Annotated in this window: 23 protein-coding genes; all 23 read left to right on the top strand. The window is 62.5% G+C overall.

The window, feature by feature from the left end; all coding sequences use genetic code 11:
- Positions 1-30 precede the first annotated feature (30 nt).
- The 23 genes from arsB (at position 31) to AB5Y98_RS05085 (ending at position 21,968) form a co-directional block, all read left to right on the top strand.
- Complete coding sequence (arsB, locus tag AB5Y98_RS05195; protein WP_368231461.1) at positions 31-1,095, top strand: ACR3 family arsenite efflux transporter; 1,065 nt, start codon at positions 31-33, stop codon at positions 1,093-1,095.
- 63 nt (positions 1,096-1,158) lie between these two features.
- Positions 1,159-1,584 carry a glutaredoxin-dependent arsenate reductase gene (gene arsC / locus AB5Y98_RS05190; protein WP_026141739.1) on the top strand — a complete coding sequence of 142 codons (426 nt, stop codon included), beginning with the start codon at positions 1,159-1,161 and terminating at the stop codon, positions 1,582-1,584.
- Between the two features lie 112 nt (positions 1,585-1,696).
- Positions 1,697-2,473, top strand: coding sequence for a hypothetical protein (locus AB5Y98_RS05185; RefSeq protein ID WP_324044254.1), 777 nt, complete (start codon positions 1,697-1,699; stop codon positions 2,471-2,473).
- A gap of 148 nt (positions 2,474-2,621) precedes the next feature.
- A complete protein-coding gene (locus AB5Y98_RS05180) occupies positions 2,622-3,011 on the top strand; it encodes a hypothetical protein (protein ID WP_054545275.1) in 390 nt (129 codons plus the stop codon).
- 118 nt (positions 3,012-3,129) lie between these two features.
- Positions 3,130-3,447 carry a flagellar hook-basal body complex protein FliE gene (gene fliE / locus AB5Y98_RS05175; protein ID WP_005298759.1) on the top strand — a complete coding sequence of 106 codons (318 nt, stop codon included), beginning with the start codon at positions 3,130-3,132 and terminating at the stop codon, positions 3,445-3,447.
- A gap of 55 nt (positions 3,448-3,502) precedes the next feature.
- Complete coding sequence (fliF, locus tag AB5Y98_RS05170) at positions 3,503-5,215, top strand: flagellar basal-body MS-ring/collar protein FliF (protein ID WP_005298761.1); 1,713 nt, start codon at positions 3,503-3,505, stop codon at positions 5,213-5,215.
- The gene (gene fliG / locus AB5Y98_RS05165) at positions 5,208-6,269 is read left to right on the top strand and encodes a flagellar motor switch protein FliG (protein ID WP_005298762.1); all 1,062 of its coding nucleotides are present in this window, start codon (positions 5,208-5,210) and stop codon (positions 6,267-6,269) included. The genes fliF and fliG overlap by 8 nt, the downstream gene beginning before the upstream one ends.
- Positions 6,270-6,333: 64 nt before the next feature.
- Positions 6,334-7,140 carry a flagellar assembly protein FliH gene (gene fliH / locus AB5Y98_RS05160; RefSeq protein WP_368231460.1) on the top strand — a complete coding sequence of 269 codons (807 nt, stop codon included), beginning with the start codon at positions 6,334-6,336 and terminating at the stop codon, positions 7,138-7,140.
- Between the two features lie 63 nt (positions 7,141-7,203).
- Positions 7,204-8,535, top strand: coding sequence for a flagellar protein export ATPase FliI (gene fliI, locus AB5Y98_RS05155; RefSeq protein ID WP_005298767.1), 1,332 nt, complete (start codon positions 7,204-7,206; stop codon positions 8,533-8,535).
- A gap of 26 nt (positions 8,536-8,561) precedes the next feature.
- A complete protein-coding gene (fliJ, locus tag AB5Y98_RS05150; RefSeq protein ID WP_005298769.1) occupies positions 8,562-9,002 on the top strand; it encodes a flagellar export protein FliJ in 441 nt (146 codons plus the stop codon).
- Positions 9,003-9,093: 91 nt separating this feature from the next.
- Positions 9,094-11,100 carry a flagellar hook-length control protein FliK gene (locus tag AB5Y98_RS05145; protein WP_368231459.1) on the top strand — a complete coding sequence of 669 codons (2,007 nt, stop codon included), beginning with the start codon at positions 9,094-9,096 and terminating at the stop codon, positions 11,098-11,100.
- Between the two features lie 57 nt (positions 11,101-11,157).
- Positions 11,158-11,676, top strand: coding sequence for a flagellar basal body-associated protein FliL (gene fliL, locus AB5Y98_RS05140; protein WP_005298773.1), 519 nt, complete (start codon positions 11,158-11,160; stop codon positions 11,674-11,676).
- A gap of 9 nt (positions 11,677-11,685) precedes the next feature.
- The gene (fliM, locus tag AB5Y98_RS05135) at positions 11,686-12,756 is read left to right on the top strand and encodes a flagellar motor switch protein FliM (RefSeq protein WP_005298775.1); all 1,071 of its coding nucleotides are present in this window, start codon (positions 11,686-11,688) and stop codon (positions 12,754-12,756) included.
- 51 nt (positions 12,757-12,807) lie between these two features.
- Positions 12,808-13,200, top strand: coding sequence for a flagellar motor switch protein FliN (fliN, locus tag AB5Y98_RS05130; protein ID WP_005298791.1), 393 nt, complete (start codon positions 12,808-12,810; stop codon positions 13,198-13,200).
- Positions 13,197-13,580, top strand: coding sequence for a flagellar biosynthetic protein FliO (gene fliO / locus AB5Y98_RS05125; RefSeq protein WP_010634624.1), 384 nt, complete (start codon positions 13,197-13,199; stop codon positions 13,578-13,580). Before fliN ends, fliO begins: the two co-directional genes overlap by 4 nt.
- Positions 13,567-14,346, top strand: coding sequence for a flagellar type III secretion system pore protein FliP (fliP, locus tag AB5Y98_RS05120; protein ID WP_099358567.1), 780 nt, complete (start codon positions 13,567-13,569; stop codon positions 14,344-14,346). Before fliO ends, fliP begins: the two co-directional genes overlap by 14 nt.
- A 27-nt stretch (positions 14,347-14,373) precedes the next feature.
- Entirely contained in the window at positions 14,374-14,643 is a 270-nt protein-coding gene (gene fliQ / locus AB5Y98_RS05115) for a flagellar biosynthesis protein FliQ (protein WP_005298799.1), read from the top strand.
- 49 nt (positions 14,644-14,692) lie between these two features.
- The gene (gene fliR, locus AB5Y98_RS05110; protein ID WP_017766596.1) at positions 14,693-15,484 is read left to right on the top strand and encodes a flagellar biosynthetic protein FliR; all 792 of its coding nucleotides are present in this window, start codon (positions 14,693-14,695) and stop codon (positions 15,482-15,484) included.
- Between the two features lie 125 nt (positions 15,485-15,609).
- A complete protein-coding gene (flhB, locus tag AB5Y98_RS05105) occupies positions 15,610-16,740 on the top strand; it encodes a flagellar biosynthesis protein FlhB (RefSeq protein ID WP_368231458.1) in 1,131 nt (376 codons plus the stop codon).
- A gap of 107 nt (positions 16,741-16,847) precedes the next feature.
- Complete coding sequence (flhA, locus tag AB5Y98_RS05100; RefSeq protein WP_005298806.1) at positions 16,848-18,950, top strand: flagellar biosynthesis protein FlhA; 2,103 nt, start codon at positions 16,848-16,850, stop codon at positions 18,948-18,950.
- A 16-nt stretch (positions 18,951-18,966) separates the two neighbouring features.
- Positions 18,967-20,379, top strand: a complete 1,413-nt coding sequence (flhF, locus tag AB5Y98_RS05095) for a flagellar biosynthesis protein FlhF (protein ID WP_005298808.1) — start codon at positions 18,967-18,969, stop codon at positions 20,377-20,379.
- 1 nt (position 20,380) lies between these two features.
- A complete protein-coding gene (locus tag AB5Y98_RS05090; protein WP_010634619.1) occupies positions 20,381-21,256 on the top strand; it encodes a MinD/ParA family protein in 876 nt (291 codons plus the stop codon).
- Positions 21,249-21,968 (top strand): RNA polymerase sigma factor FliA, encoded by a 720-nt coding sequence (locus tag AB5Y98_RS05085; protein WP_005298811.1) that lies wholly within the window; start codon positions 21,249-21,251, stop codon positions 21,966-21,968. Before AB5Y98_RS05090 ends, AB5Y98_RS05085 begins: the two co-directional genes overlap by 8 nt.
- Positions 21,969-22,079 lie beyond the last annotated feature (111 nt).

The following is a 22,079-nucleotide window of genomic DNA, read 5'->3' as shown; positions in this document are numbered from 1 at the left end:
AGATGCGGGATGACCGCATCGGGAGCCCTCATGCCTGCAACCTGTGATGCCAAGAGCCAACCGGCGATTGGCTTTTTTGAACGTTACCTCACCGCCTGGGTGGCCCTCTGCATTCTGGTGGGGATTGGGCTCGGGCAGGGCCTGCCGGAACTCTTCAAGGCCATCGGCGCCATGGAGGTGGCCAAGGTCAACCTGCCGGTGGGACTGCTTATCTGGGTGATGATCATCCCCATGCTGCTCAAGATCGACTTCGGTGCCCTGCATCAGGTGAAGGGGCACCTCAAGGGGATTGGGGTCACTCTCTTCATCAACTGGCTGGTCAAGCCCTTCTCCATGGCCTTCCTCGGCTGGCTCTTCATTCGGGTGCTGTTCGCCGACTGGCTGCCGGCGGATCAGCTCGACAGTTACGTGGCGGGGCTGATCCTGCTGGCGGCGGCCCCCTGCACCGCCATGGTCTTTGTCTGGAGTCGCCTCACCAACGGCGATCCCTACTTCACCCTGTCGCAGGTGGCGGTGAACGACCTCATCATGGTGTTTGCCTTCGCTCCGCTGGTGGCGCTGCTGCTCGGGGTCTCCAGCATAGTGGTGCCCTGGGATACCCTGCTCACCTCCGTGGTGCTCTATATCGTCATCCCGGTCATCATCGCCCAGCTGCTGCGCAAGGCCTTGTTGCAAAAGGGGCAGGCCCATTTTGACAGCGTCATGACCCGCATCCAGCCCTGGTCGGTGGCGGCCCTATTGCTCACCCTGGTGCTGCTGTTCGCCTTCCAGGGCAACGCCATCATTGAGCAACCGCTGGTCATCGCCCTGTTGGCGGTGCCGATCCTGATCCAGGTGTTGTTCAACTCGGGATTGGCTTACTGGCTCAACCGCAAGGTGGGGGAGAAGCACTCGGTGGCCTGTCCCTCCGCCCTTATCGGCGCCTCCAACTTCTTCGAGCTGGCGGTGGCCGCCGCCATCAGCCTGTTCGGCTTCCACTCCGGCGCGGCGCTCGCCACCGTGGTCGGCGTGCTGATCGAGGTGCCGGTCATGCTGCTGGTGGTGCGCATCGTCAACGCCAGCAAACCCTGGTACGAAGCGGGGCTAAGCCGTTAACAGATGGCCGCTAACCCTTTTTATCCAATTTTTTTATTCACTTAAGCCATGAGAGACATGCCAATGAGTGCAATCACCATCTATCACAATCCAGAGTGCGGCACCTCCCGCAACACCCTCGAGCTTATTCGCAACAGCGGCGTCGAGCCGACCGTCATCCACTATCTGGAGACGCCCCCCTCCCGCGATGAGCTGGTGGCGCTGATCGCCGCCATGGGGATGCCGGTGCGCGAGCTGCTGCGCAAGAACGTGCCCCCCTACGAGGCGCTCGCTCTGGCAGAAGATCGCTTCAGCGATGACGAACTGATCGACGCCATGCTGGCCCACCCGATCCTCATCAACCGCCCCATAGTGGTCACCCCCCTTGGCACCCGACTGTGCCGCCCGTCGGAGTTGGTGCTCGATATATTGCCCGATCAGCAAAAAGGGGCCTTCGCCAAGGAAGATGGCGAGCAGGTGGTGGACGAGCACGGCAAGCGGCTGCGTTGACAGGGTGCGGGGCCGAGCGTCACCGGCTGACCCGGACGGTGCAGATGCACTTACCGGGTGGGCGCCGGATCTGCTACTGTGACCCTCGACTCATCACAGCGGGGGAAACAGCATGAAGATTCGATTCCTGGTGATAGCCACGGCACTGGCGCTGACCTCGGCCCCTGGCCTGGCCGACTGGGCCAAGGTGAAGGCGGCCGCGACCGAGCTTGGCAACGCGGTGAGCGATACCAGCAAGGAGGCGTGGCAGAGCGTCACCGATTTCTCCAAGGCGACCTGGGCCTCGGTCTCCCAGTGGGGCTCGGAAGCGTTCAATACCGCTGGCGCCTGGACCGACAAGAGCGTGGCCACCGGCAAGGAGTGGCTGGCGGTGGCCGACAAGAAGCTCGACGAGATGCTGGAGCCCAAGACGGCGGACGAGGCGCGCCTTGCCCTCAATACCATGGCCGACACCGCCCTGGTGCGGCTGTTCAACGAACAGCCCTCGGCCAAGCTGTTGTTTGACAAGGCATACGGCTATGCGGTGTTCGACTCGCGCAAGTTCTCCCTGATGCTGCACACCAACCAGGGGGCCGGGGTGGCCGTCAACCGTGCCACCGGCAAGCACACCTACATGAAGATGTTCGGCGCCGGGCTGGCGGCCGGGCTGGGTGGCAAGTTCTATCAGCAGGTGATCCTGTTTGAGGACAAGGCCAGGTTCGATGCCTTCGTCAGCCAGGGCTGGGAGGCCACCTCCGAGGTGGGTGCCGTGGCGGGCAAGGAGAGCGCCGAGTTGACCGCCAAGTACAACGGCGGCATGGCCATCTACCAGATCGGCGAGAAGGGGCTGCTGCTGGACGCCAATATCTCGGGCTCCAAGTACTGGGTGGACAAGGAGCTGACCCGCTGATTGAGCAGAGGGTGAGCAACCGCCAGTTTTTCTTCACACGGCGCGGATTGCCGTCTGTTTAATTGGTGCGAATTACAGTAAAAAGAGGGCCTTCGGCCCTCTTTTTCATGGGCGCAGCCAGGTTCGTCAGCAAGACAAGGAGAGTGGCATGACACAAGCATCAGCACAGGACGGGGCGGACGGAGCCCTGCGTCGGGAGTGGGACAAGCAGAGCATCTATCTGCGCCTGCAGGAGGGGATCCCCACGGCCTTCTGGGTCAGCGGGGATCTGGTCTCCCCCCTCGAGCCCGGCGCCGAGGGGTCGGCATACCAGGGCCACTTCGGCTGGGGGCGTGCCGACGAGGCGACCATGGCTCTGGCGCAGGCCATCGTCGCCAGGCTGGTGGCGGTAGGACTGGTTCCCCCCGAGCTGGCAGCGAGCCGCGCGGGCTACCTGCATGACGAGGTGCTGGTCAAGCTGCCCGCCGGGGAGCACTACGATCTCCACCTGAGCTATCTGAGGCTGCTGCTGGGGGAGGGGGCCGTGCCACGCCCCTGAGGGGCCGGCTCATCATCCCGGCGACCATAAGAACCCCAGCTTCGAGGGCACTTCTCCCTAATTGGCACTCTTATTGCTTGGAGCCTGTCAGTGTCAATGATTTGTCTGGGGATGAAATATGGAAATCAGTGCAAGCAGCCTGATGCAAGAGATGCAGGCCCTCAAGGTGGAAGCCGGCGCCACGCCGCTCACCCAGCCTGGCCGTCAGGTCAGCTCCGATTTTGGTCAACTGCTGCAGCAGGCCCTTGGCAACGTCAACGAGCTGCAAGGGGCCGCCAACGATCTGCGCACCCGTTTCGACATGGGCGACAACTCGGTCGACCTGTCTGAAGTGATGATCGCCGGACAAAAATCCTCCATCGCCTTCGAAGCGACGGTGCAGGTGCGCAACAAGATGGTCGATGCCTACAAGACCATCATGAACATGCCGGTGTAACTCAGGCCCATGGCGACTGAGCATCATGAACATGTCAGCAATAAGGACATAAATCGTGGCTACTGATCAAAACGGCGAACTGCTGATGAACGATGAGGGCACCGCCGCCCTCGATGAGAATGAGCAGAAGAGTTCGGCACTCGGCTTTCTCTCCAACACGGACGTGCTGCGCCAGATCACCCTGATCCTGGGGCTGGCCATCTGTCTGGCCATCGCCGTTTTCATCCTGTTGTGGGGTAAGGAGCCGGACATGCGTCCCCTTGGCACCTACACCACCCAGGAGCTGGTCAAGACCCTCGACTTCCTCGATCAGCAGAAGATCCCCTATCAGGTGGATGGCAAGAGCGTGCTGGTCAATGCCGAAAACTTCTCCAACATCCGGCTGGCGCTGACCCGTGCCGGTCTGGCCAACGCCACTGACGCCAGCACCGACGGGGAAGACATCCTGCTCAAGGACTCCAGCTTCGGGGTCAGCCAGCGGATGGAGAGCGAACGCCTCAAGCTGAGCCGCGAGCGCCAGCTGGCCAGCGCCATCGAACAGTTCCAGAACGTAGCCAAGGCCCAGGTGCTGCTGGCCATCCCGAAAGACAACGTGTTTGCCCGCAACGAACGCAAGCCCAGCGCCACCGTGGTGCTGAGCCTCAAGGGCAATGCCCTCGGTCAGGGGGAAGTGGACTCCATCGTCGACATGGTGGCCTCTGCCGTGCACGGTCTGGAGCCGACCCGCGTCACCGTGACCGACCAGAACGGCCGCCTGCTCAACTCCGGCTCCCAGGATCCCGTCTCTGCCCAGACTCGCAAGGAGTTTGCGATGCAGCAGAAGCAGGAGCTGGAATACAAACAAAAAATTGACGCCATCCTGATCCCGGTGCTCGGCGCCGACAATTATACGGCGGAGGTCGACCTCTCCCTCGACTTCTCCCAGCAGGAGCAGACCCGCAAGACCTACAACCCGGACCTGCCGGCGGTGCGCTCCGAAATGACCATGGAAGAGAACAGCGCCAACGGCAGCAACGGTGGCGTGCCCGGCGCGCTCTCCAACCAGCCGCCCGCCGCTTCCAACATTCCGCAGCAGGCGACCGGCCCCAACGCCGAAACGACCGCGTCCTCTTCCGGCCGCTCCCGCAAGGAGGCGACCCGCAACTTCGAACTGGATACCACCGTCAGCCATATCCGGCGCCAGATGGGTGGCATTCGTCGCATGACCGTCTCGGTGGCGGTGGACTACAAGTCGGCCACTGCCGCCGATGGCAAGGTGAGCCGCGAGCCGCGCACCCAGGCCGAACTCGATACCCTGCGTCGTCTGCTGAGCGGCGGCCTTGGCTTTGATGTGACCCGTGGTGATACTCTGGAGGTGGTCGCCATCCCGTTCAACCGGCCCGAGCTCGAAAACGTGGCCGAGGCGCCGCTCTACGAGCAGCCCTGGTTCTGGCGCGCGGTGCGCATCGCCGCCTCCGTGCTGGTCATCATAGTGCTGATCGTCACCGTGGTGCGCCCCATGCTCAAGCGCCTGCTCTATCCGGATGCCAAGCCGGAAGGGGAACTGGATTTCGACAACCACACCGTGCTGGGTGGGGATGACGAGCTCAGTCTGCTGGCGGCTCAGGCCGAAGCCGAGCCGGTGTTCGGGGTACGTGACGGCCATCTGAAACTGCCGGATCTGCACCGTGACGAAGACTTGCTCAAGGCGGTACGTGCCCTGGTGGCGAACGAACCGGATCTGGCCGCACAGGTCATTAAAGAATGGGTAGCGAACAAAGATGGCTGACGAAAACAAGACACAGGTCACCGGCAATGACATCACCGACAGTCAGCGCCAGATCCTGGATCAGATGAGCGGCATGGAGATGGCGGCGGTATTGATGCTGAGCCTCAACGAAGAGGACGCCGCCCAGATCTTCCGCCATCTCGAGCCCAAGCAGGTGCAGCGGCTCGGCATGTCGATGGCCTCCATGTCGGATTTCAGTCACGACCGGGTGGCGGCGGTCCACCGTCAATTCATCGACGACATCCAGAAGTACACCAACATCGGTATCGGCAGCGAAGACTTCGTGCGCAAGGCCTTGGTGGCCGCTCTTGGCGAAGACAAGGCCAGCAACCTGGTGGATCAGATCATCCTTGGGTCCGGCGCCCGCGGTCTCGATTCCCTCAAGTGGATGGATGCCCGCCAGGTGGCCAGCATCATCCAGAACGAACACCCTCAGATCCAGACCATCGTCCTCTCTTATCTGGAGCCGGAGCAGTCCGCCGAGATCCTGAGCCAGTTCCCGGAACAGGTGCGCCTGGATCTGGTGATGCGTATCGCCAACCTGGAAGAGGTGCAACCGGCGGCGCTGCAAGAGCTCAACGACATCATGGAGAAACAGTTTGCCGGTGCGGCGGGTGCCCAGGCAGCCAAGATGGGCGGCCTGAAGGCGGCGGCCAACATCATGAACTACCTCGACACCAACATCGAGGGTCAGCTGATGGACTCCATCCGCGAGTCGGACGAGGAGATGAGCCAGCAGATCCAGGACTTGATGTTCGTGTTCGAGAACCTCATCGACGTGGACGATCGCGGCATCCAGACCATGCTGCGGGAAGTGCCTGGCGATCTGCTGCAGCGGGCCCTCAAGGGCTCCGACGATCAGATGCGCGAGAAGATCTTCAAGAACATGTCCAAGCGGGCCGCCGAGATGCTGGCAGACGATCTGGAGGCCATGGGGCCGATCCGGGTCTCCGAAGTGGAGGCCGCCCAGAAGGAGATCCTCTCCATCGCCCGCCGTCTGGCGGATGCCGGCGAGATCATGCTGGGTGCCGGTGGCGGCGAGGAGTTCCTCTGATGAACGCTCGCATCGACGTGCATAGCACTCCCGGCAGCGTGATGATGAGGAGTGCGGCAGCCTGATGAACAACAATAAACTGCGCGGCTATGTCAGACCCGACGGGGACGAGAGCCAGGTTCAGACCTGGGGTTGGCCTGAGATGGAGGTCGAGGCCGAGGTCGAGACCAATGCCCTCGGGCTGAGCCCGGACTGGTATCGGCAGGAGGAAGAGGTGCCGGTCGAAGAGCCGGCCGAGGAGCCGGCCCCCAGCATCACCGCCGAGGAGCTGGAAGCCATTCGCCAGGCTGCCTGGGAAGAGGGGATGGCCGAGGGGCGTGAAGCCGGTTACGCCAAGGGGCTCGAGGAGGGCAAGCTGGAAGGCTTGCAGCAGGGCCATGCCGCCGGACTGGAGCAGGGCAAGGAGGAGGGGCTGGCCCTCGGCCGCGAGCTGGTGGAGCAGCAGATGAACCACTGGCAGGGGCTGATCGATCGCCTCGCCAACCCGCTCAAGGAGCTGGACAGCGCGGTGGAGCAGCAGCTCATCGCGCTGGTGATGCAACTGGCCCGCGCCCTCATCCGTCACGAAGCCGAGACCTCGCCCAGGCTGCTGCTCGAAGCGCTCAAGCAGGGGCTGGCGCTGCTGCCCGCCGCCGAGCTGGGGGTCACCCTGATGCTGCATCCGGACGATCTGGCCCGGGTCGAGCAGGCATTTGGCGCCGAGGAGTGTGCCAAGCGCCACTGGCGACTGCAAAGCGATCCCACCCTCTCCCCCGGCGATCTGCAACTGGCCACCGAGCTCTCCAGCATCGATCTGACCCTCGCGGGGCGCATCGACCAGCTGCTGCGCAACTTTCTGCGGGACAATGCATCGCAGGATGGCCGCGGCTAGCGGCCCTGCCTGCTTGCCCCGCCTATTTTTCAACGCATTCAACACCAGCTTTCAGGAGGCCGGATGAGCGGCTCGTTACTCAATCGGTTGCAGGGGTATCGGGTACGCGATATCGCCCCCAAACCTCCGGTGGCCGGCAAGCTCACCCGGGTGGTGGGCTTGACCCTGGAGGCCATCGGCTGTCGCGCCGCCATCGGGGCACTCTGTCGCATCGACACCCAGGACGGTTCGCTTGAGGCCGAAGTGGTCGGCTTCTCCGGCGATCGCCTGTTTCTGATGCCGAGCGAACAGCTCAAGGGGGTCATTCCCGGCGCCCGGGTGGTGCCCATCACCGAGGAGCACGGCATTCCGGTCGGCATGAACCTGCTGGGCCGGGTCATCGACGGCATCGGCCAGCCGCTGGACGGGCTCGGTCCCATCCTCTCTTCCCAGACGGTGCAGTTTGCCCAGCACCGCATCAACCCGCTCTCTCGCCGCCCGATCCATCAACCGATGGACGTGGGGGTGCGTGCCATCAACGCCGTGCTGACCGTGGGGCAGGGCCAGCGGATGGGGCTGTTTGCCGGCTCCGGCGTCGGCAAATCCGTGCTGCTCGGCATGATGACCCGCGGCTCGGTGGCAGACGTGGTGGTGGTGGGGCTCATCGGCGAACGGGGCCGCGAGGTGAAGGAGTTCATCGAGGAGATCCTGGGAGAGGAGGGGCGCGAGCGCGCCGTGGTGGTGGCGGCGCCGGCCGATGCCTCGCCGCTGATGCGGCTCAAGGGGTGTGAAACGGCGCTGGCCATCGCCGAGTACTTCCGCGATCAGGGGCTCAACGTGCTGCTGCTGATGGATTCGCTCACCCGTTACGCCCAGGCCCAGCGCGAGATCGCCCTGGCGGTGGGCGAGCCGCCGGCCACCAAGGGCTATCCCCCCTCGGTGTTCGCCAAATTGCCGGCGCTGGTGGAGCGGGCCGGCAACGGCAGTGACGGCCAGGGCTCCATCACGGCGTTTTTCACCGTGCTGACGGAAGGGGACGATCTGCAGGATCCCATCGCCGACGCGGCGCGGGCCATCCTCGATGGTCACATAGTGCTGTCGCGCGAGCTGGCCGACTCCGGCCACTACCCGGCCATCGACATCGAGAAGTCCATCAGCCGGGTCATGCCCATGGTGACCTCGCCGGAGCACATGGAGCTGGCGCGCACCCTCAAGCAGTTCTACTCCCTCTACCAGCAGAACCGGGATCTCATCACCATCGGTGCCTACAGCCAGGGCTCCGATCCCCGCATCGACCGGGCCATCATCCAGAAACCCTATCTGGATCAGTTCTTGCAGCAGGGAATGCGCGAGGTCATTCACTACGATGCCGGCCTGCAGGCTCTGCAGCTGGTGGCCATGCCGCTGATGCGTTGACGAGAAGATGAAGGGGAGGCGTGACCATGAGTAAAGGCTTGATGATGTTGTCGGAGCGGCTGGTGGAGGCCGAGCAGCAGGCCGCGCTGGCGCTGGCCAAGGCCCAGCAGGATCTGAAAATCTTCCTGGAGCAGCAGGATGCGCTCAACCAGTACCGCCAGATCTACCACCAGCAGTGGACCGACCGCGGTCTGCAGGGGATCGGTGCCCAGCAGAACAGCCAGTATCACGCCTTCATCAACAAGCTCGAGCAGGCGGCGACCCAGCAGTACGAAGGGGTACTGCAGGTGCGCCAGGCGCTGGAGCTGCGCCGTGAAGAGTGGCTGGCCGCCCAGCAGAGGCGCAAGGCGGTGGAGCTGCTGCTGGCCAAGCAGGCGGGGCGCGAGCAGCTTAAAGCCCAGCGCCAGGAGCAGAAGATGCTGGATGAGTACGCCACGCTGCGCCGTTTCCACCATTCTGGCCTGTAACTTGCTTTCTTCTTGCCATCCCGTGTGCGCCTCACTCCCTGCGGGGAGCTGAGGAGAAACCCGAAGCCGAATGCCGTCAGGAATCTTCACCATGATGCAGACACTGTTAACCAATTCTTCCGCCGCACCGACAGCCGCCGCTGCCGACAAGAGTGCGGTGCTGACGGCGAGCCAGGATGGTAGCGAAGGAGCCCTGCAGAGCGACGGCAAGGGCGGCTTTTCCGAGGTGATGAACCGGGTGCAGCAGGCCGGCAAGGGCAATGCCAAAGCCGATGGCCATGTTGCCAACGCTGATGGCAAGGCCGCGTCGCGGCCCGGCACCGGGCAGGAGCGTGCCGGTGCAGTGGAGAGCGACAAGCCGCTGCAGAACGCCAAGGGCGAGGCTGCCAAATCTTTGGCGAATGAAGCCGAAGAGGCGGCTGGTGCCGACGACAAGCCACAGAAGGGGAGCGATCCCGACCCCGCCCTCGCCCCCAACGACTTCCTGCAGCGTCTGCAGGATGCCCTCAAACAGGACACCTCCCTGGTCGCCCCGGCGGCCATCACTCTGGTCGCCAGCACACCCGTGGTCGAGACGGACGGCAAGATGTTGCCGCCGGATGACGCGCAGGCTGCGTCGGCCGAGGCATCGGCCACCCTCACCCAGCCGCTCGCCGGCAGCGGTGACAAGCAGGGGACGACGACCGCTGCTGCCGCGCTGGCCCGTCAGGCTGCCAGCTTGCTCACGGGCGAAACCAGTGCACCGGTTGATGCGAAAGCCGCACAGCCGGATGCCGTCATGACGGATGACGCCGCCCTGGCGGCTCAGTTGCAGGAAGCCGGGAAAGAGGGCAGTGGCAAGGAGAGCGGCGCCGGTGGCGCCAATGCCGACCAGCATGCCGATAAAAATGGCAAGGATGCCAAGGGGAGCAAAAGCGAGCTCTCCGCCGCCGAGCGGGCGGCCTTGCAGAGCAAGGTGCCAGCCGCTGCCACGGTAAGCGGGCAGGATAAGGAGAACGTCCAAATCCAGGTGGAGGGCGCCGACAAGGGGGCCAAGCCTGTGGTGCCGCCCATGGTCGGCAAGGATGAGCCTGCCAAGCCTTCCCCGCTGCAGACCACCCACAGCACAGTGGCCGCTCAGCCGGGAGCCGCCAGGGCGTTTGCCGAGGGGATGAGCCGGGCCGATGGCGAGGCGAACCTGACCTCTGAAAAGGCGCAGCCGCAGAGCGTTGTCGAGGGGGATGGCCACTCCAGACCCGCCACGGCGGCCAAGACGGAGAGTCAGCCCGCGCCTGCAGCCGGCAGCACGCCGGCGCCGGCCGCCACCCCGAACGAACCCGTGCTGGTGGCGCCGCAGCAAGTGCTGGCCAGCAGTGAACCCCAGGGCCCGCAAGCCTCCCTGGCCAGCCTGTCGGCCGGACTCAAGCAGATGGAAGCCACCGAGCGCAGCGACAGCGCCAGAGGCAGAAGCGAGGTCAAGGTTGACCTGAAACAGAAGGCGGCAGAGCTGGCTCGCGGCACCAGCCAGGGCAGCAGTGAGACGACCGCCACCCCGGAGAGCAGCCACAGCCAGCAGGTACAACAGAACAGCCAGCCCCAGGCGGTTGGCCATGACAACCGGCCTGCCACCGCCGAACTGGCCGCGCGGCGGGATCCCGCCAATCTGCCCCACCTCAAGCTGGCCGACCCGGAGGCGCCGGCCCAGCTGCACCAGAAGGTGAACCTGATGCTGGCGGACAAGCTGCAGCAGGCGGAGATCCAGCTCGACCCGCTCGGGCTTGGCAAGATGAAGATCCAGATCCAGATAGACTCGTCCAACCAGGCCAACGTGCATTTCGTGGTCCAGCACGGCCAGACCCGGGAAATGCTGGAGCAGGCCATGCCCCGGCTGCGTGATATGCTGGCAGGGCAGGGCATCCAGCTTGGCCAGACCCAGGTGCAGCAACAGCCGCAACAGCAGTCACAGGGGCAGTCGGGCTTCTCCGGTCAGGGCCAGCAGGGACAAAAAGGCAGCGGATCTTTTGCCGAAACAGGCCAAACTGAGGCAGAGGTCACGGGCGCCGGCATGAGTTTGTCGAGGGAATCGACAAACGACCGCGGAATTGATTTCTATGCTTGATGCCAGCCCGAGTAAGTTTATGATATCGAACAAGTTTGAGACTAGGGTGGACAAGGGATGGCAGACGATAACGAACTGACGCTGAAAGATCCGGCGGCAGGCAAGAAAAAGAAGCTGATCATGATTATCGCCCTGGCCGTGATTGTGCTGGGCGGCGGTGGCGCCGGCGCCTGGTTCATGCTGGCTGGCGGCGACAAGCCGGCGGCCGAAGCCGCGGGGGAGGGCAAGGATGCCAAGCCCAAGGAGGCGGCGCCTCAGCCCTCGCTCTACGTGGGCATGCCGCGCCCCTTCGTGTTCAACGTCTCCGGCGGTCAGCGCGACCGGCTGGTGCAGATCAAGATCCAGCTGATGGTACGCGGTACCGCCGACGAGACGCTGGCCAAGCAGAATATCCCCCTCATCGAAGGCACCCTGCTGCGGGTCTTCAGTGCGGCCACCAGCGAGCAGCTGATGACCTTCGAGGGCAAGGAGAAGCTGCGCAAGGATTCACTGGAAGAGTGCCGTCGGGTGCTCAATGACCTGGTCTCTTCCCCCGTTATCGAACAAGTGCTGTTTACCGGCTTTGTCATGCAATAAGGGTGAAGCGTGAGCGATCTGTTAAGTCAGGACGAAATTGATGCCCTCTTGCACGGGGTCGATGATGTCGAAGAGGAGGAGATAGGCGCGGCGGGGGATCCCGGTGTCGCCCAGTTTGATTTCTCCTCCCAGGACCGCATCGTCCGTGGTCGCATGCCGACCCTGGAGCTGGTGAACGAGCGTTTCGCCCGCCACATGCGGATCAGCCTGTTCAACATGATGCGCCGCACCGCCGAGGTCTCCATCAACGGCGTGCAGATGCTGAAATTCGGTGAATACGTCCACACCCTGTTCGTGCCGACCAGTCTCAACATGGTACGTTTCCGCCCCCTCAAGGGGACGGCGCTCATCACCATGGAGGCGCGGCTGGTCTTCATCCTGGTGGAGAACTTCTTCGGTGGCGACGGCCGCTACCACGCCAAGATCGAGGGGCGCGAGTTCACCCCCACCGAGCGGCGTATCATCCAGATGCTGCTCAAGCTGGTGTTCGAGGATTACAAGGACGCCTGGGCGCCGGTGATGGACGTGGGCTTCGAGTACCTCGACTCCGAGGTGAACCCCGCCATGGCCAACATCGTCAGCCCCACCGAGGTGATCGTGGTGAGTTCGTTCCACATCGAGCTGGATGGCGGCGGTGGCGACTTCCACGTGGCCATGCCCTACTCCATGCTGGAGCCGATCCGCGAGCTGCTGGATGCCGGCGTGCAGAGCGACAAGGGCGACACCGACGTGCGCTGGAGCAAGGCGCTGCGCGACGAGATCATGGACGTCAAGGTGGAGCTGCGGGCCAAGTTGCTGGAGACCGAGCTCACCCTGCGCGAGCTGATGGAACTGCAGCCTGGCGACATCATCCCGGTGGAGATGCCGGAGAACCTGCTGGTGTTCGTGGAGGACTTGCCCACCTTCCACGCCAAGATGGGCCGCACCAAGGACAATGTGGCGCTCAAGATCACCGACAAACTCAAACGCCCGGAAGGGGTCAAGACAGAGATGCATCTGGTGACCCGGGGCGGCGTACGCATCGATGGCGAGGCCGAGCTGGAAGAGCTCGAGCGCAGCATCGGAGACCAACAGCAATAAACGACGGCCTGCCTGGGCAGACCGTCACGAAAACAGCATAAGGAATTCAAGATGAGCGGAACTGAGGAAGAGGATCTGATGGCGGACGCCTGGGCTGCCGCGCTGGAAGAGCAGGTGACTGCCGAAGCCAAGCCCGCTCCTCTCGAGGAGCTCAAGGACGATGCCCCCATCAGTGCCGAGGAGCGGCGCAAGCTGGATACCATTCTGGATATCCCGGTCACCATCGCCATGGAGGTGGGCCGCAGCCAGATCAGCATCCGCAACCTGCTGCAGCTCAACCAGGGCTCGGTGGTGGAGCTGGATCGGGTGGCGGGCGAGCCGCTCGACGTGCTGGTCAACGGCACCCTGATCGCCCACGGCGAGGTGGTGGTGGTGAACGACAAGTTCGGTATCCGATTGACCGACGTCATCAGCCAGATTGAAAGGATCAAGAAACTCAAATGATCCGTCTCTTGTCGCTGTGGCTGCTATCCCTTCCCGCACTGGCCGAACCCGGTGCGGGCGCCAATCCGCCCAGCCTCACCTCCTGGCTGCTCTCCAGTCTGATGGTGATTGGCCTCATCCTGGTGCTCGGTTTCCTGCTCAAGAAAAGCAAGATTGCCACCGCCATGGGCGGCGGCCAGATGCGCGTCATCGCCAGCCTGCCGGTGGGCTACAAGGAGAAGCTGCTGGTGGTCAAGGTGGGCGAGCAGCAACTGCTGCTCGGGGTGACGCCGCAGCAGGTCAACTTTCTCTATCGCCTGGAAGAGCCGCTGGACGAGAGCCAGCCCCAGGCATTTTCCCAGCAGCTTGGCAAATTGATGGGCAAGCATGAAAAAAGCTAACGGCTCACGGCCGCACGGTGGGCTGCTGGTCGGCCTGTTATCCCTCCTGCTCCTCTGCTCGCCGCTGGCGCTGGCCCAGGACGGCATGTCGGCGGTCACCATCAAGACCATGGCGGACGGCAGCCAGGAATACAGCCTGACCCTGCAGGTGCTGGCGCTGATGACGGCGCTCTCCTTCCTGCCGGCCATGGTCATCATGATGACCTCCTTCACCCGCATCATCATAGTGCTCGGCATCCTGCGTCAGGCCATCGGCCTGCAGCAGAGCCCCTCCAACCAGGTGTTGATCGGCATCGCCCTGTTCATGTCGTTCTTCATCATGTCGCCGGTGCTGGATCGCATCAACAACGAGGCGCTGCAACCCTATCTGGCGGAGACCATTCAGGCCAAGGAGGCGCTGGAGCGGGCCGAGCTGCCTATCCACCAGTTCATGTTGGCCCAGACCCGGATCAAGGATCTCAACACCTTCATGGAGATAGCGAACGTGCAGGTGGACAAGCCCGCCGACGTGCCGCTGCGGGTGCTGATCCCGGCGTTCGTTACCAGCGAGCTCAAGACCGCCTTCCAGATAGGCTTCATGCTGTTTCTGCCCTTCCTGGTGATAGACCTGGTGGTGGCCAGTATCCTGATGGCGATGGGGATGATGATGCTGTCGCCCATGCTGGTGTCGCTGCCGTTCAAGCTGATGCTGTTTGTCATGGTGGATGGCTGGAACCTCATTCTGGGGTCCCTGGCCAACAGTTTTGGTCTGGGTGCCGGTGGTTAAGGGTGAACGACGCAAGGAGCGAATGGCATGAGTCCTGAAACCTTTATCGACGTGTTTCGCGAGGCGCTCTGGCTGGTCACCATCATGGTGTGTGCCGTGATCCTGCCGAGCCTCTGCGTCGGTCTGCTGGTGGCCATCTTCCAGGCCGCCACCTCCATCAACGAACAGACCCTGAGCTTTCTGCCCCGTCTCATCGTCACCCTGTTTGCACTGGGGGCGGGGGCGCACTGGGGGCTGCAGAGTCTGATGGACTTCTTCATGCTGATGGTGAGTCAAATTCCCGAGGTGGTGGGATGAGTAGCCAGGCCGTGCGCCTGCCGCTGCCGCAGGCCGGCAAGGTGCCCGCATGACCTATACAACCGCTCTCATCATGGAGTGGTTGTCTTCCATCGTCTGGCCGTTGGCGCGAGTGAGCGGGCTGCTGATGGTGATGGCAGTATTCGGCAGCCGGCTGACCCCGGCCCGCATTCGCATCAGCCTGGCGCTGGCGCTCACCCTGATGATCGCCCCTCTCTTACCCGCCATGCCCAGGATTGAGCTCTTCTCCGTCGGCAGTTTTCTGGTGCTGGGGCAGCAACTGCTCATCGGCATCGCCCTCGGCCTGATGACCCAGTTTCTGATGGAGAGCTTCGTGATGGCCGGCCAGATCATCGCCATGCAGACCAGCCTGGGGTTCGCTACCCTGGTGGATCCCATGAACGGCCAGTCGGCCCCTGTGGTGGGTCAGTTCTATCTGATGCTGGCGACCCTGGTATTTCTGGCGGTGGATGGCCACCTCATCATGCTGCGCATGGTGGTGTTGAGCTTCGAGACTCTGCCGGTGTCGGACAGCGGCCTCAGCCTGCCCTCCATCCGCGATCTGATCGGTTTTCTCGGGGTCATGTATCAGGCCTCGCTGGTGATGGCGCTCTCCGCCATCGTCGCCCTGCTGCTCATCAACTTTGCCTTCGGCGTCATGACCCGCGCCGCCCCCCAGCTCAACATCTTCAGCATCGGCTTTGCGGTCAGCATGATGTCGGGCCTGCTGATCCTCTGGCTCACCATAGGTGGCTTCCTCGGTCACTTCGACAGCATGTGGGAGCGGGTGCAGGAGACCAGCTGCACCCTCATCGGCACCCAGTGTCTGGGGGGCCAGTAAGATGGCTGCGGGGCGCCGTTACCTGCCGCAGGCCGCGCTGGCCTGCGCCCTTGCATTCGCTCTGCTGAACGGCGGCGAGCGGGCGCGCGTTCCGGCTCGCCCACTCAACCTGTGCGGGGGTCAGCATGGCTGATACCGATCAGGAACGTACCGAACAACCCACGGGCAAACGACTGCAACAAGCCCGGGAAAAAGGGCAGATTGCACGATCCAAGGAGCTGGGCACCGCCAGCGTCCTGCTGGCGGCCGTATTCGGCCTGCTGATGGTCAAGGAGAGCCTGGCCGGCGCCATGGTCAAAGTGCTCACCATGGGCTTTACCCTGGACAGGGAGCAGGCGTTCGATCCCAACGCCATGATGACCATGCTGCCAGCCCTGCTGCACGAACTGCTGCAGCCTCTTGGTCTGCTGTTCATGCTGGTGGCCATTGCGGCCTTCGTCGGCAACGTGCTGATGGGGGGGATGAACTTCTCCTCCGAGGCCATGCTGCCCAAGTGGAGCAAACTGAGCCCCCTCAACGGCATCAAGCGGATGTTCGGGGTGCAGTCCCTGGTCGAGCTGATCAAGTCCATCGCCAAGGTGGTGTTCATCACCCTGTTCGCCTGGTGGATGCTCTCCAGCCAGTTCAACCACCTGCTCAACCTCTCCCTCGAGGGCTACCCGGGCGGCATCATAGACGCGCTGGATCTGCTGCTGTGGATGCTGATCATCCTCTGCTGTGCCCTCATCCCCATCGTGGCCATCGACGTGCCGTTCCAGCAGTGGAACCACATGCGCCAGCTCAAGATGACCAAGCAGGAGGTCAAGGACGAGTTCAAGGACAGCGAGGGCAAACCTGAGGTGAAAGGGCGGATCCGTCGCCTGCAGATGGAGATGGCGATGCGCCGCATGATGGGGGATGTGCCCAAGGCGGACGTGGTGATCACCAACCCGACCCACTACTCGGTGGCGCTCAAGTACGATTCCGCCAAACCTGGTAGCGCGCCCAAGGTGGTAGCCAAGGGTACCGATGAAATCGCAATGAAGATCAGGGAGATAGCCCGGGAGTACGAGATCCCTGTGATGCCGTCCCCGGCACTGACCCGCGCCATCTACCACGCTACCGAGATAGGCCACGAGATCCCGGAGGGGCTGTTTGCCGCCGTGGCCCAGGTGCTGGCCTATGTCTATCAGCTCAGGAAGTTCCGCCGTGGCCGTGGTCGTCGCCCCAACCCGCTGGCCAAGGATCTGCCCATCCCGCCCGAATTTCGCAAATGACAAACTTCTGACACAGTCAAAATAAAATCATTGTATTTCAATGTGTTGCATTATTGGCTTGATGTTTGCTTTAATCTGGCATCAGCGGTTTGAGATTGAGAAAAACGATGAAACTCCAGGCATCATTGGGCCGTATCAAAGAGTACAAGTGGCTGTTGACCAAGGGCGTGGGGACGCCGCTGCTGGTGCTGGCCTCCCTTGGCATGGTGGTGCTGCCCATCCCGCCGCTGATGCTGGATATCCTCTTCTCCTTCAACATCGCCCTCTCCATCGTGGTGCTGCTGGTGGCGGTCTACACCCGCCGGCCGCTGGAATTTGCCGCCTTTCCGACTGTATTGCTGATAGCTACCCTACTGCGTCTTGCCCTCAACGTCGCCTCCACCCGGGTGGTGCTGCTGGAAGGCCACAACGGCAGTGCGGCGGCCGGCCACGTGATCGAGGCCTTCGGCAACGTGGTGATCGGCGGCAACTACACGGTCGGCATCATCGTCTTCATGATCCTGATGATCATCAACTTCGTGGTGGTCACCAAGGGTGCGGGCCGGATCTCCGAGGTGAGCGCACGCTTCACCCTGGATGCCATGCCCGGCAAACAGATGGCCATAGATGCGGACTTGAACGCTGGCCTCATCAATCAGGAAGAGGCCAAGAAGCGTCGCCAGGATGTGACCCAGGAAGCTGACTTCTACGGCTCCATGGACGGTGCCTCGAAATTCGTGAAAGGGGATGCGGTGGCGGGCATCATGATCCTCTTCATCAACATCCTGGGCGGTTTCATCATCGGCATGGTGCAACACCAGCTGAGCTTCGGCGAAGCGGCCCAGATCTACACCCTGCTGGCGATAGGTGATGGTCTGGTCGCCCAGATCCCGTCGCTCTTGCTCTCCATCGCCGCCGCCATCATCGTCACCCGTCAGAATACCGATCAGGACATGGGTACCGCGGTGCTGGGTCAACTGTTCGACAACCCCAGAGCCCTCATCATCTCGGCCGGTATCCTGCTGATGATGGGCAGCGTGCCCGGCATGCCCCATCTGGCGTTTCTGAGCCTGGGTGGCGTCGCCGCCGCCGGTGCCTGGTGGCTGCTGCGCCGCGAGAAACAGCTGGCCGCCAAGGCCGCCAAGGGCGAGCTGATGCCGGCGAACGCGGAGCAGCCTCACGAGCAGAAAGACTTGAGCTGGGACGACGTGATGCCGGTGGACATCATCGGACTGGAGGTGGGTTATCAGCTCATCCCGCTGGTGGACCGCAATCAGGGCGGCGAGCTGCTCAACCGGATCAAGGGGGTGCGCAAGAAGCTCTCCCAGGAGCTGGGTTTTCTGGTGCCTGCGGTGCATATTCGTGACAATCTGGATCTCGCCCCGAACCAGTATCGCATCACCTTGATGGGGGTCAGTACCGGCGAGGCCAATGTTTACCATGATAAGGAAATGGCCATCAATCCGGGTCAGGTGTTCGGCCAGATCCAGGGGATTGCAACCCGGGACCCTGCCTTTGGACTGGAGGCGGTCTGGGTTGCCAAGGAGCAGGTCTCCCAGGCGCAGACCCTGGGCTATACCGTGGTGGATACCGCGACCGTGGTGGCCACTCACCTGAGCCAGATCCTCTCCAACCATGCCGCTCTGCTGCTGGGTCACGATGAAGTGCAGCAACTGCTCGACATGATAGGGAAGCATCAGAACAAGCTGGTGGAAGGGCTGGTTCCTGAGGTCATCTCCATGGGTAACCTGGTGAAGGTATTGCAGAATTTGCTCAATGAAGGCGTGCCAATCCGCGATATGCGCACTATCCTGCAGACCCTGGTGGAATATGCCCCGCGCAGCCAGGATCCGGAAGTGCTGACGGCCGCCTGCCGTATCGCCCTGCGGCGCCTGATCGTGCAGGAGATTGCCGGACCGGATCCAGAACTGCCGGTGATCACCTTGGCACCTGAATTGGAACGTATATTGCATCAATCCCTGCAGGCAGGGGGTGGTGATGGTGCCGGCATCGAGCCGGGACTGGCGGAGCGGATGCAGCGCTCGCTGGTGGAAGCCACACAACGACAAGAACTGGAAGGCCAGCCGGCCGTGCTTCTGACATCAGGGATACTGCGCAATACCCTGGCGAAATTTGTCAAGAATGCCATTCCTGGATTGCGCGTTCTGTCTTATCAGGAAGTGCCTGATGACAAGCAAATCCGCATCGTCAGTGCGGTAGGACAGAACTAGTTAGCGGAGATGACGGGTGAAGATTAAGCGGTTTTTTGCCAAGGACATGCGAACGGCTCTGGCCGAGGTCAAGGAGACTCTCGGGCCCGATGCCGTCATCATGTCCAACAAGAAGGTCACCGGTGGGGTAGAGATAGTCGCCGCTGTCGATTATCAGTCCCAGGTGCCGGGACCCAAGGACGCGCCGGTTCGCCGTCAGTTGAACGATGAGAGCGTCAATATCTCGTCTGCCGGCCGGCAGATGACGCGCTCCGCGCCGAGCCCGGCCAAAGAGCAGAATGAACACTATGCCGATACCCTGGCCGCCCTGCTGGCCCGCCAACAGAAGCTGAACCCGGCAGGTCAGGGGCTCAACGGCGCCGCGCCAGCAGCTGCCAGCGGTGCTCCCCGTACTCTGGCCGAACAGGGACAGTGGGGAAATGCTCCCGAACCGGCCAAGCCGAAGGCGAGGGCTGCCGCGCCCGGTCGTGCTCCCCAATCCCCTCAGCGGGATCAGGAGATGGAGGGGATGCGCAAGGAGATGGCCAGCATCCGCAAGCTGCTGGAGCACCAGATCTCCGGCCTGATGTGGCAGGAGGTGGAGCGCCGCGAGCCGATGCGCGCCCTGCTTATCAAGGAGCTCAAGAAGATGGGCTTCGACGATGCCTTCGCCGATCAGCTGGCCGGCATGATCCCCGAGGATATGCCGATCCATCAGGCCATGGCCCAGCTGGCCGAGGTGCTGACGGCCCAGCTCAAGATCAGCGAAGACGAGATTCTGCGCCAGGGCGGGGCGGTTGCCCTGCTCGGGCCGACCGGGGTGGGCAAGACCACCACCATCGCCAAACTGGCGGCGCGGTTTGCCATGAAGTACGGTGCCGAGCAGGTGGCCCTCATCACCACCGACAACTACCGGATCGGAGCCCATGAACAGCTGCAGACCTATGGTCGCATCATGGGCTGCCCGGTGCGCCAGGTGCGTGATGCCGAAGAGCTGGCCAATGCCCTCTATCAGTTCCGCCACCGCCGGCTGGTGCTGATCGACACGGCGGGGGTCGGGCAGCGGGATATCCGGCTGACCGAGCAGCTCGATACCCTGGTCAAGAATGCCAAGGTGCGCATCCGCAGCTACCTGGTGATGTCAGCCACCTCCCAGCGTCGGGTGATGCAGGAGGCGGTGGACCATTTCCGGCGTATTCCATTGAGCGGCTGCATACTTACCAAATTGGATGAGAGTCTGAATCTGGGCGAAGTGATTAACGTGTGTATCCAGAATGCGTTGCCCATCAGCTATATCACTGATGGACAAAGGGTTCCGGAAGATATTCAGGTTGCCAATGCGGCGCAGCTCGTCGGAGCGGCCATGGGCTCGCTGGAGCGGGAAACAGAAGAACCCTATTTCTGGGGCACAGGCTTTGGCGAGGCCGAAGATTCGGAGTTTTATGAGTAACATGTATATGGATCAGGCGAGTGGTCTGCGCAAAATGCGTCAAAACAATCGAGTAAAAGTGATCGCCGTGTCTGGTGGCAAGGGGGGCGTAGGCAAGACCAACGTAACCCTGAACGTGGCGGGAGCCATGGCCGCACAAGGCAAACGGGTGATGGTGCTGGACGCCGACCTTGGCCTCGCCAACGTGGACGTCATGCTGGGGCTGCGGGTGCATCGCAACCTCTCCCATGTATTGGCGGGTGAATGCACCATCGACGACATCATAGTCGAAGGCCCTTACGGCATGATGATAGTGCCGGCGACCTCGGGCACCCAGTCCATGGTCGAGCTCTCGCCGGTGCAACACGCCGAGCTTATCCGCGCCTTCAGCGAGATGAAGACCCAGGTCGACATCCTGCTGGTGGATACCGCGGCAGGCATCTCTGACATGGTGCTGAGTTTCACCCGCGCTGCCCAGGACATCATGGTGGTGGTCTGCGATGAACCGACCTCCATCACGGATGCCTACGCGCTCATCAAGATCCTCTCCAAGGAGCACGGGGTGTTTCGCTTCAAGGTGGTGGCCAACATGGTGCGCTCCTTGCGCGAAGGGCAGGAGCTCTACGCCAAGCTGACCCGGGTGACCGACCGCTTCCTGGATACCTCGCTGGAGCTGGTTGCCTGCGTGCCTTATGACACCAATCTGCGGGCTGCCGTGCGCAAGCAGAAGCTGATTGTCGAAGCCTTCCCCAAGTCTCCGGCCGCACTGGCATTCAGAGCGCTGGCCAACAAGGCGGCAAGCTGGCCCATTCCTAACCAACCCGGCGGTCATCTCGAATTTTTCCTGGAAAATTTGCTGCAAAAGCCGGTCATAGCACAGGAAGGTTCCCGTGAATAAAGCCCAAGCGTACTTGCGTCATCAGGATTCCTACGTGCTGGTCGAGCGCCATGCTCCGCTGGTGAAGCGGATCGCCCAGCATTTGTTGGCTCGCCTGCCAAGCAGTGTCTTGCTGGATGACCTGATCCAGGCAGGTATGATTGGGTTGCTCGAAGCCTCCCGCAACTTTGATGGCAGCAAGGGGGCCAGTTTTGAAACCTACGCCGGGATCCGCATCCGCGGCTCCATGCTGGATGAGATCCGGCGCGGTGACTGGGTGCCGCGCTCGGTGCACCGCAACAGCCGCACCATAGCCGAAGCCATCGAAAATGTTGAACAAACCCACGGTCGTGATGCTCGCGACACCGAAGTGGCCGCCCAGATGGGGGTCAGCCTCGCCGAGTATCACACCATGCTGCAGGATGTGTCCTGCGGCAAGATCATCGGCATCGAGGATCTTGGTGTCAGCGAGGATGTCATCGGTCACCCCGATGACGAGCCGGGCAGCAACGGCTTTGATGAACTGGCGGCTGAACGTTTCCAGGGGGCGCTGGCCGAACACATTGCCCGCCTGCCGGAACGGGAAGCGCTGGTGCTCTCCCTTTACTACGATGAAGAACTGAACTTGCGTGAAATAGGCGAGGTATTGAACGTCAGCGAGTCTCGCGTGAGCCAGATACACAGTCAGGCGATGCACAGATTACGCGCGCGTTTAAGAGATTGGCATGTATAAGTGTTTGTACTGGCTACACTGAAACAAAACTCTAAGGCATAATCCGCAAAACAAAACCTGCGATCTGCATCATGTAAGTGAGCCGCTCTGGCGGCTATTTAGGAGGGAATT

The sequence above is a fragment of the Aeromonas sp. s3 genome (assembly GCF_040907805.1).
GTDB classification, from domain to species: Bacteria; Pseudomonadota; Gammaproteobacteria; order Enterobacterales; family Aeromonadaceae; genus Aeromonas; species Aeromonas dhakensis.
This window is presented reverse-complemented; position numbering and strand designations above follow the sequence as displayed.

Bases quoted from the DNA above. Each gene is read 5' to 3' on its own strand.
- arsB (WP_368231461.1), top strand. From the start codon at position 31: ATGCCTGCAACCTGTGATGCCAAGAGCCAACCGGCGATTGGCTTTTTT.
- arsC (WP_026141739.1), top strand. From the start codon at position 1,159: ATGAGTGCAATCACCATCTATCACAATCCAGAGTGCGGCACCTCCCGC.
- AB5Y98_RS05185 (WP_324044254.1), top strand. From the start codon at position 1,697: ATGAAGATTCGATTCCTGGTGATAGCCACGGCACTGGCGCTGACCTCG.
- AB5Y98_RS05180 (WP_054545275.1), top strand. From the start codon at position 2,622: ATGACACAAGCATCAGCACAGGACGGGGCGGACGGAGCCCTGCGTCGG.
- fliE (WP_005298759.1), top strand. From the start codon at position 3,130: ATGGAAATCAGTGCAAGCAGCCTGATGCAAGAGATGCAGGCCCTCAAG.
- fliG (WP_005298762.1), top strand. From the start codon at position 5,208: ATGGCTGACGAAAACAAGACACAGGTCACCGGCAATGACATCACCGAC.
- fliH (WP_368231460.1), top strand. From the start codon at position 6,334: ATGAACAACAATAAACTGCGCGGCTATGTCAGACCCGACGGGGACGAG.
- fliI (WP_005298767.1), top strand. From the start codon at position 7,204: ATGAGCGGCTCGTTACTCAATCGGTTGCAGGGGTATCGGGTACGCGAT.
- fliJ (WP_005298769.1), top strand. From the start codon at position 8,562: ATGAGTAAAGGCTTGATGATGTTGTCGGAGCGGCTGGTGGAGGCCGAG.
- AB5Y98_RS05145 (WP_368231459.1), top strand. From the start codon at position 9,094: ATGATGCAGACACTGTTAACCAATTCTTCCGCCGCACCGACAGCCGCC.
- fliL (WP_005298773.1), top strand. From the start codon at position 11,158: ATGGCAGACGATAACGAACTGACGCTGAAAGATCCGGCGGCAGGCAAG.
- fliN (WP_005298791.1), top strand. From the start codon at position 12,808: ATGAGCGGAACTGAGGAAGAGGATCTGATGGCGGACGCCTGGGCTGCC.
- fliO (WP_010634624.1), top strand. From the start codon at position 13,197: ATGATCCGTCTCTTGTCGCTGTGGCTGCTATCCCTTCCCGCACTGGCC.
- fliP (WP_099358567.1), top strand. From the start codon at position 13,567: ATGAAAAAAGCTAACGGCTCACGGCCGCACGGTGGGCTGCTGGTCGGC.
- fliQ (WP_005298799.1), top strand. From the start codon at position 14,374: ATGAGTCCTGAAACCTTTATCGACGTGTTTCGCGAGGCGCTCTGGCTG.
- fliR (WP_017766596.1), top strand. From the start codon at position 14,693: ATGACCTATACAACCGCTCTCATCATGGAGTGGTTGTCTTCCATCGTC.
- flhB (WP_368231458.1), top strand. From the start codon at position 15,610: ATGGCTGATACCGATCAGGAACGTACCGAACAACCCACGGGCAAACGA.
- flhA (WP_005298806.1), top strand. From the start codon at position 16,848: ATGAAACTCCAGGCATCATTGGGCCGTATCAAAGAGTACAAGTGGCTG.
- AB5Y98_RS05090 (WP_010634619.1), top strand. From the start codon at position 20,381: ATGTATATGGATCAGGCGAGTGGTCTGCGCAAAATGCGTCAAAACAAT.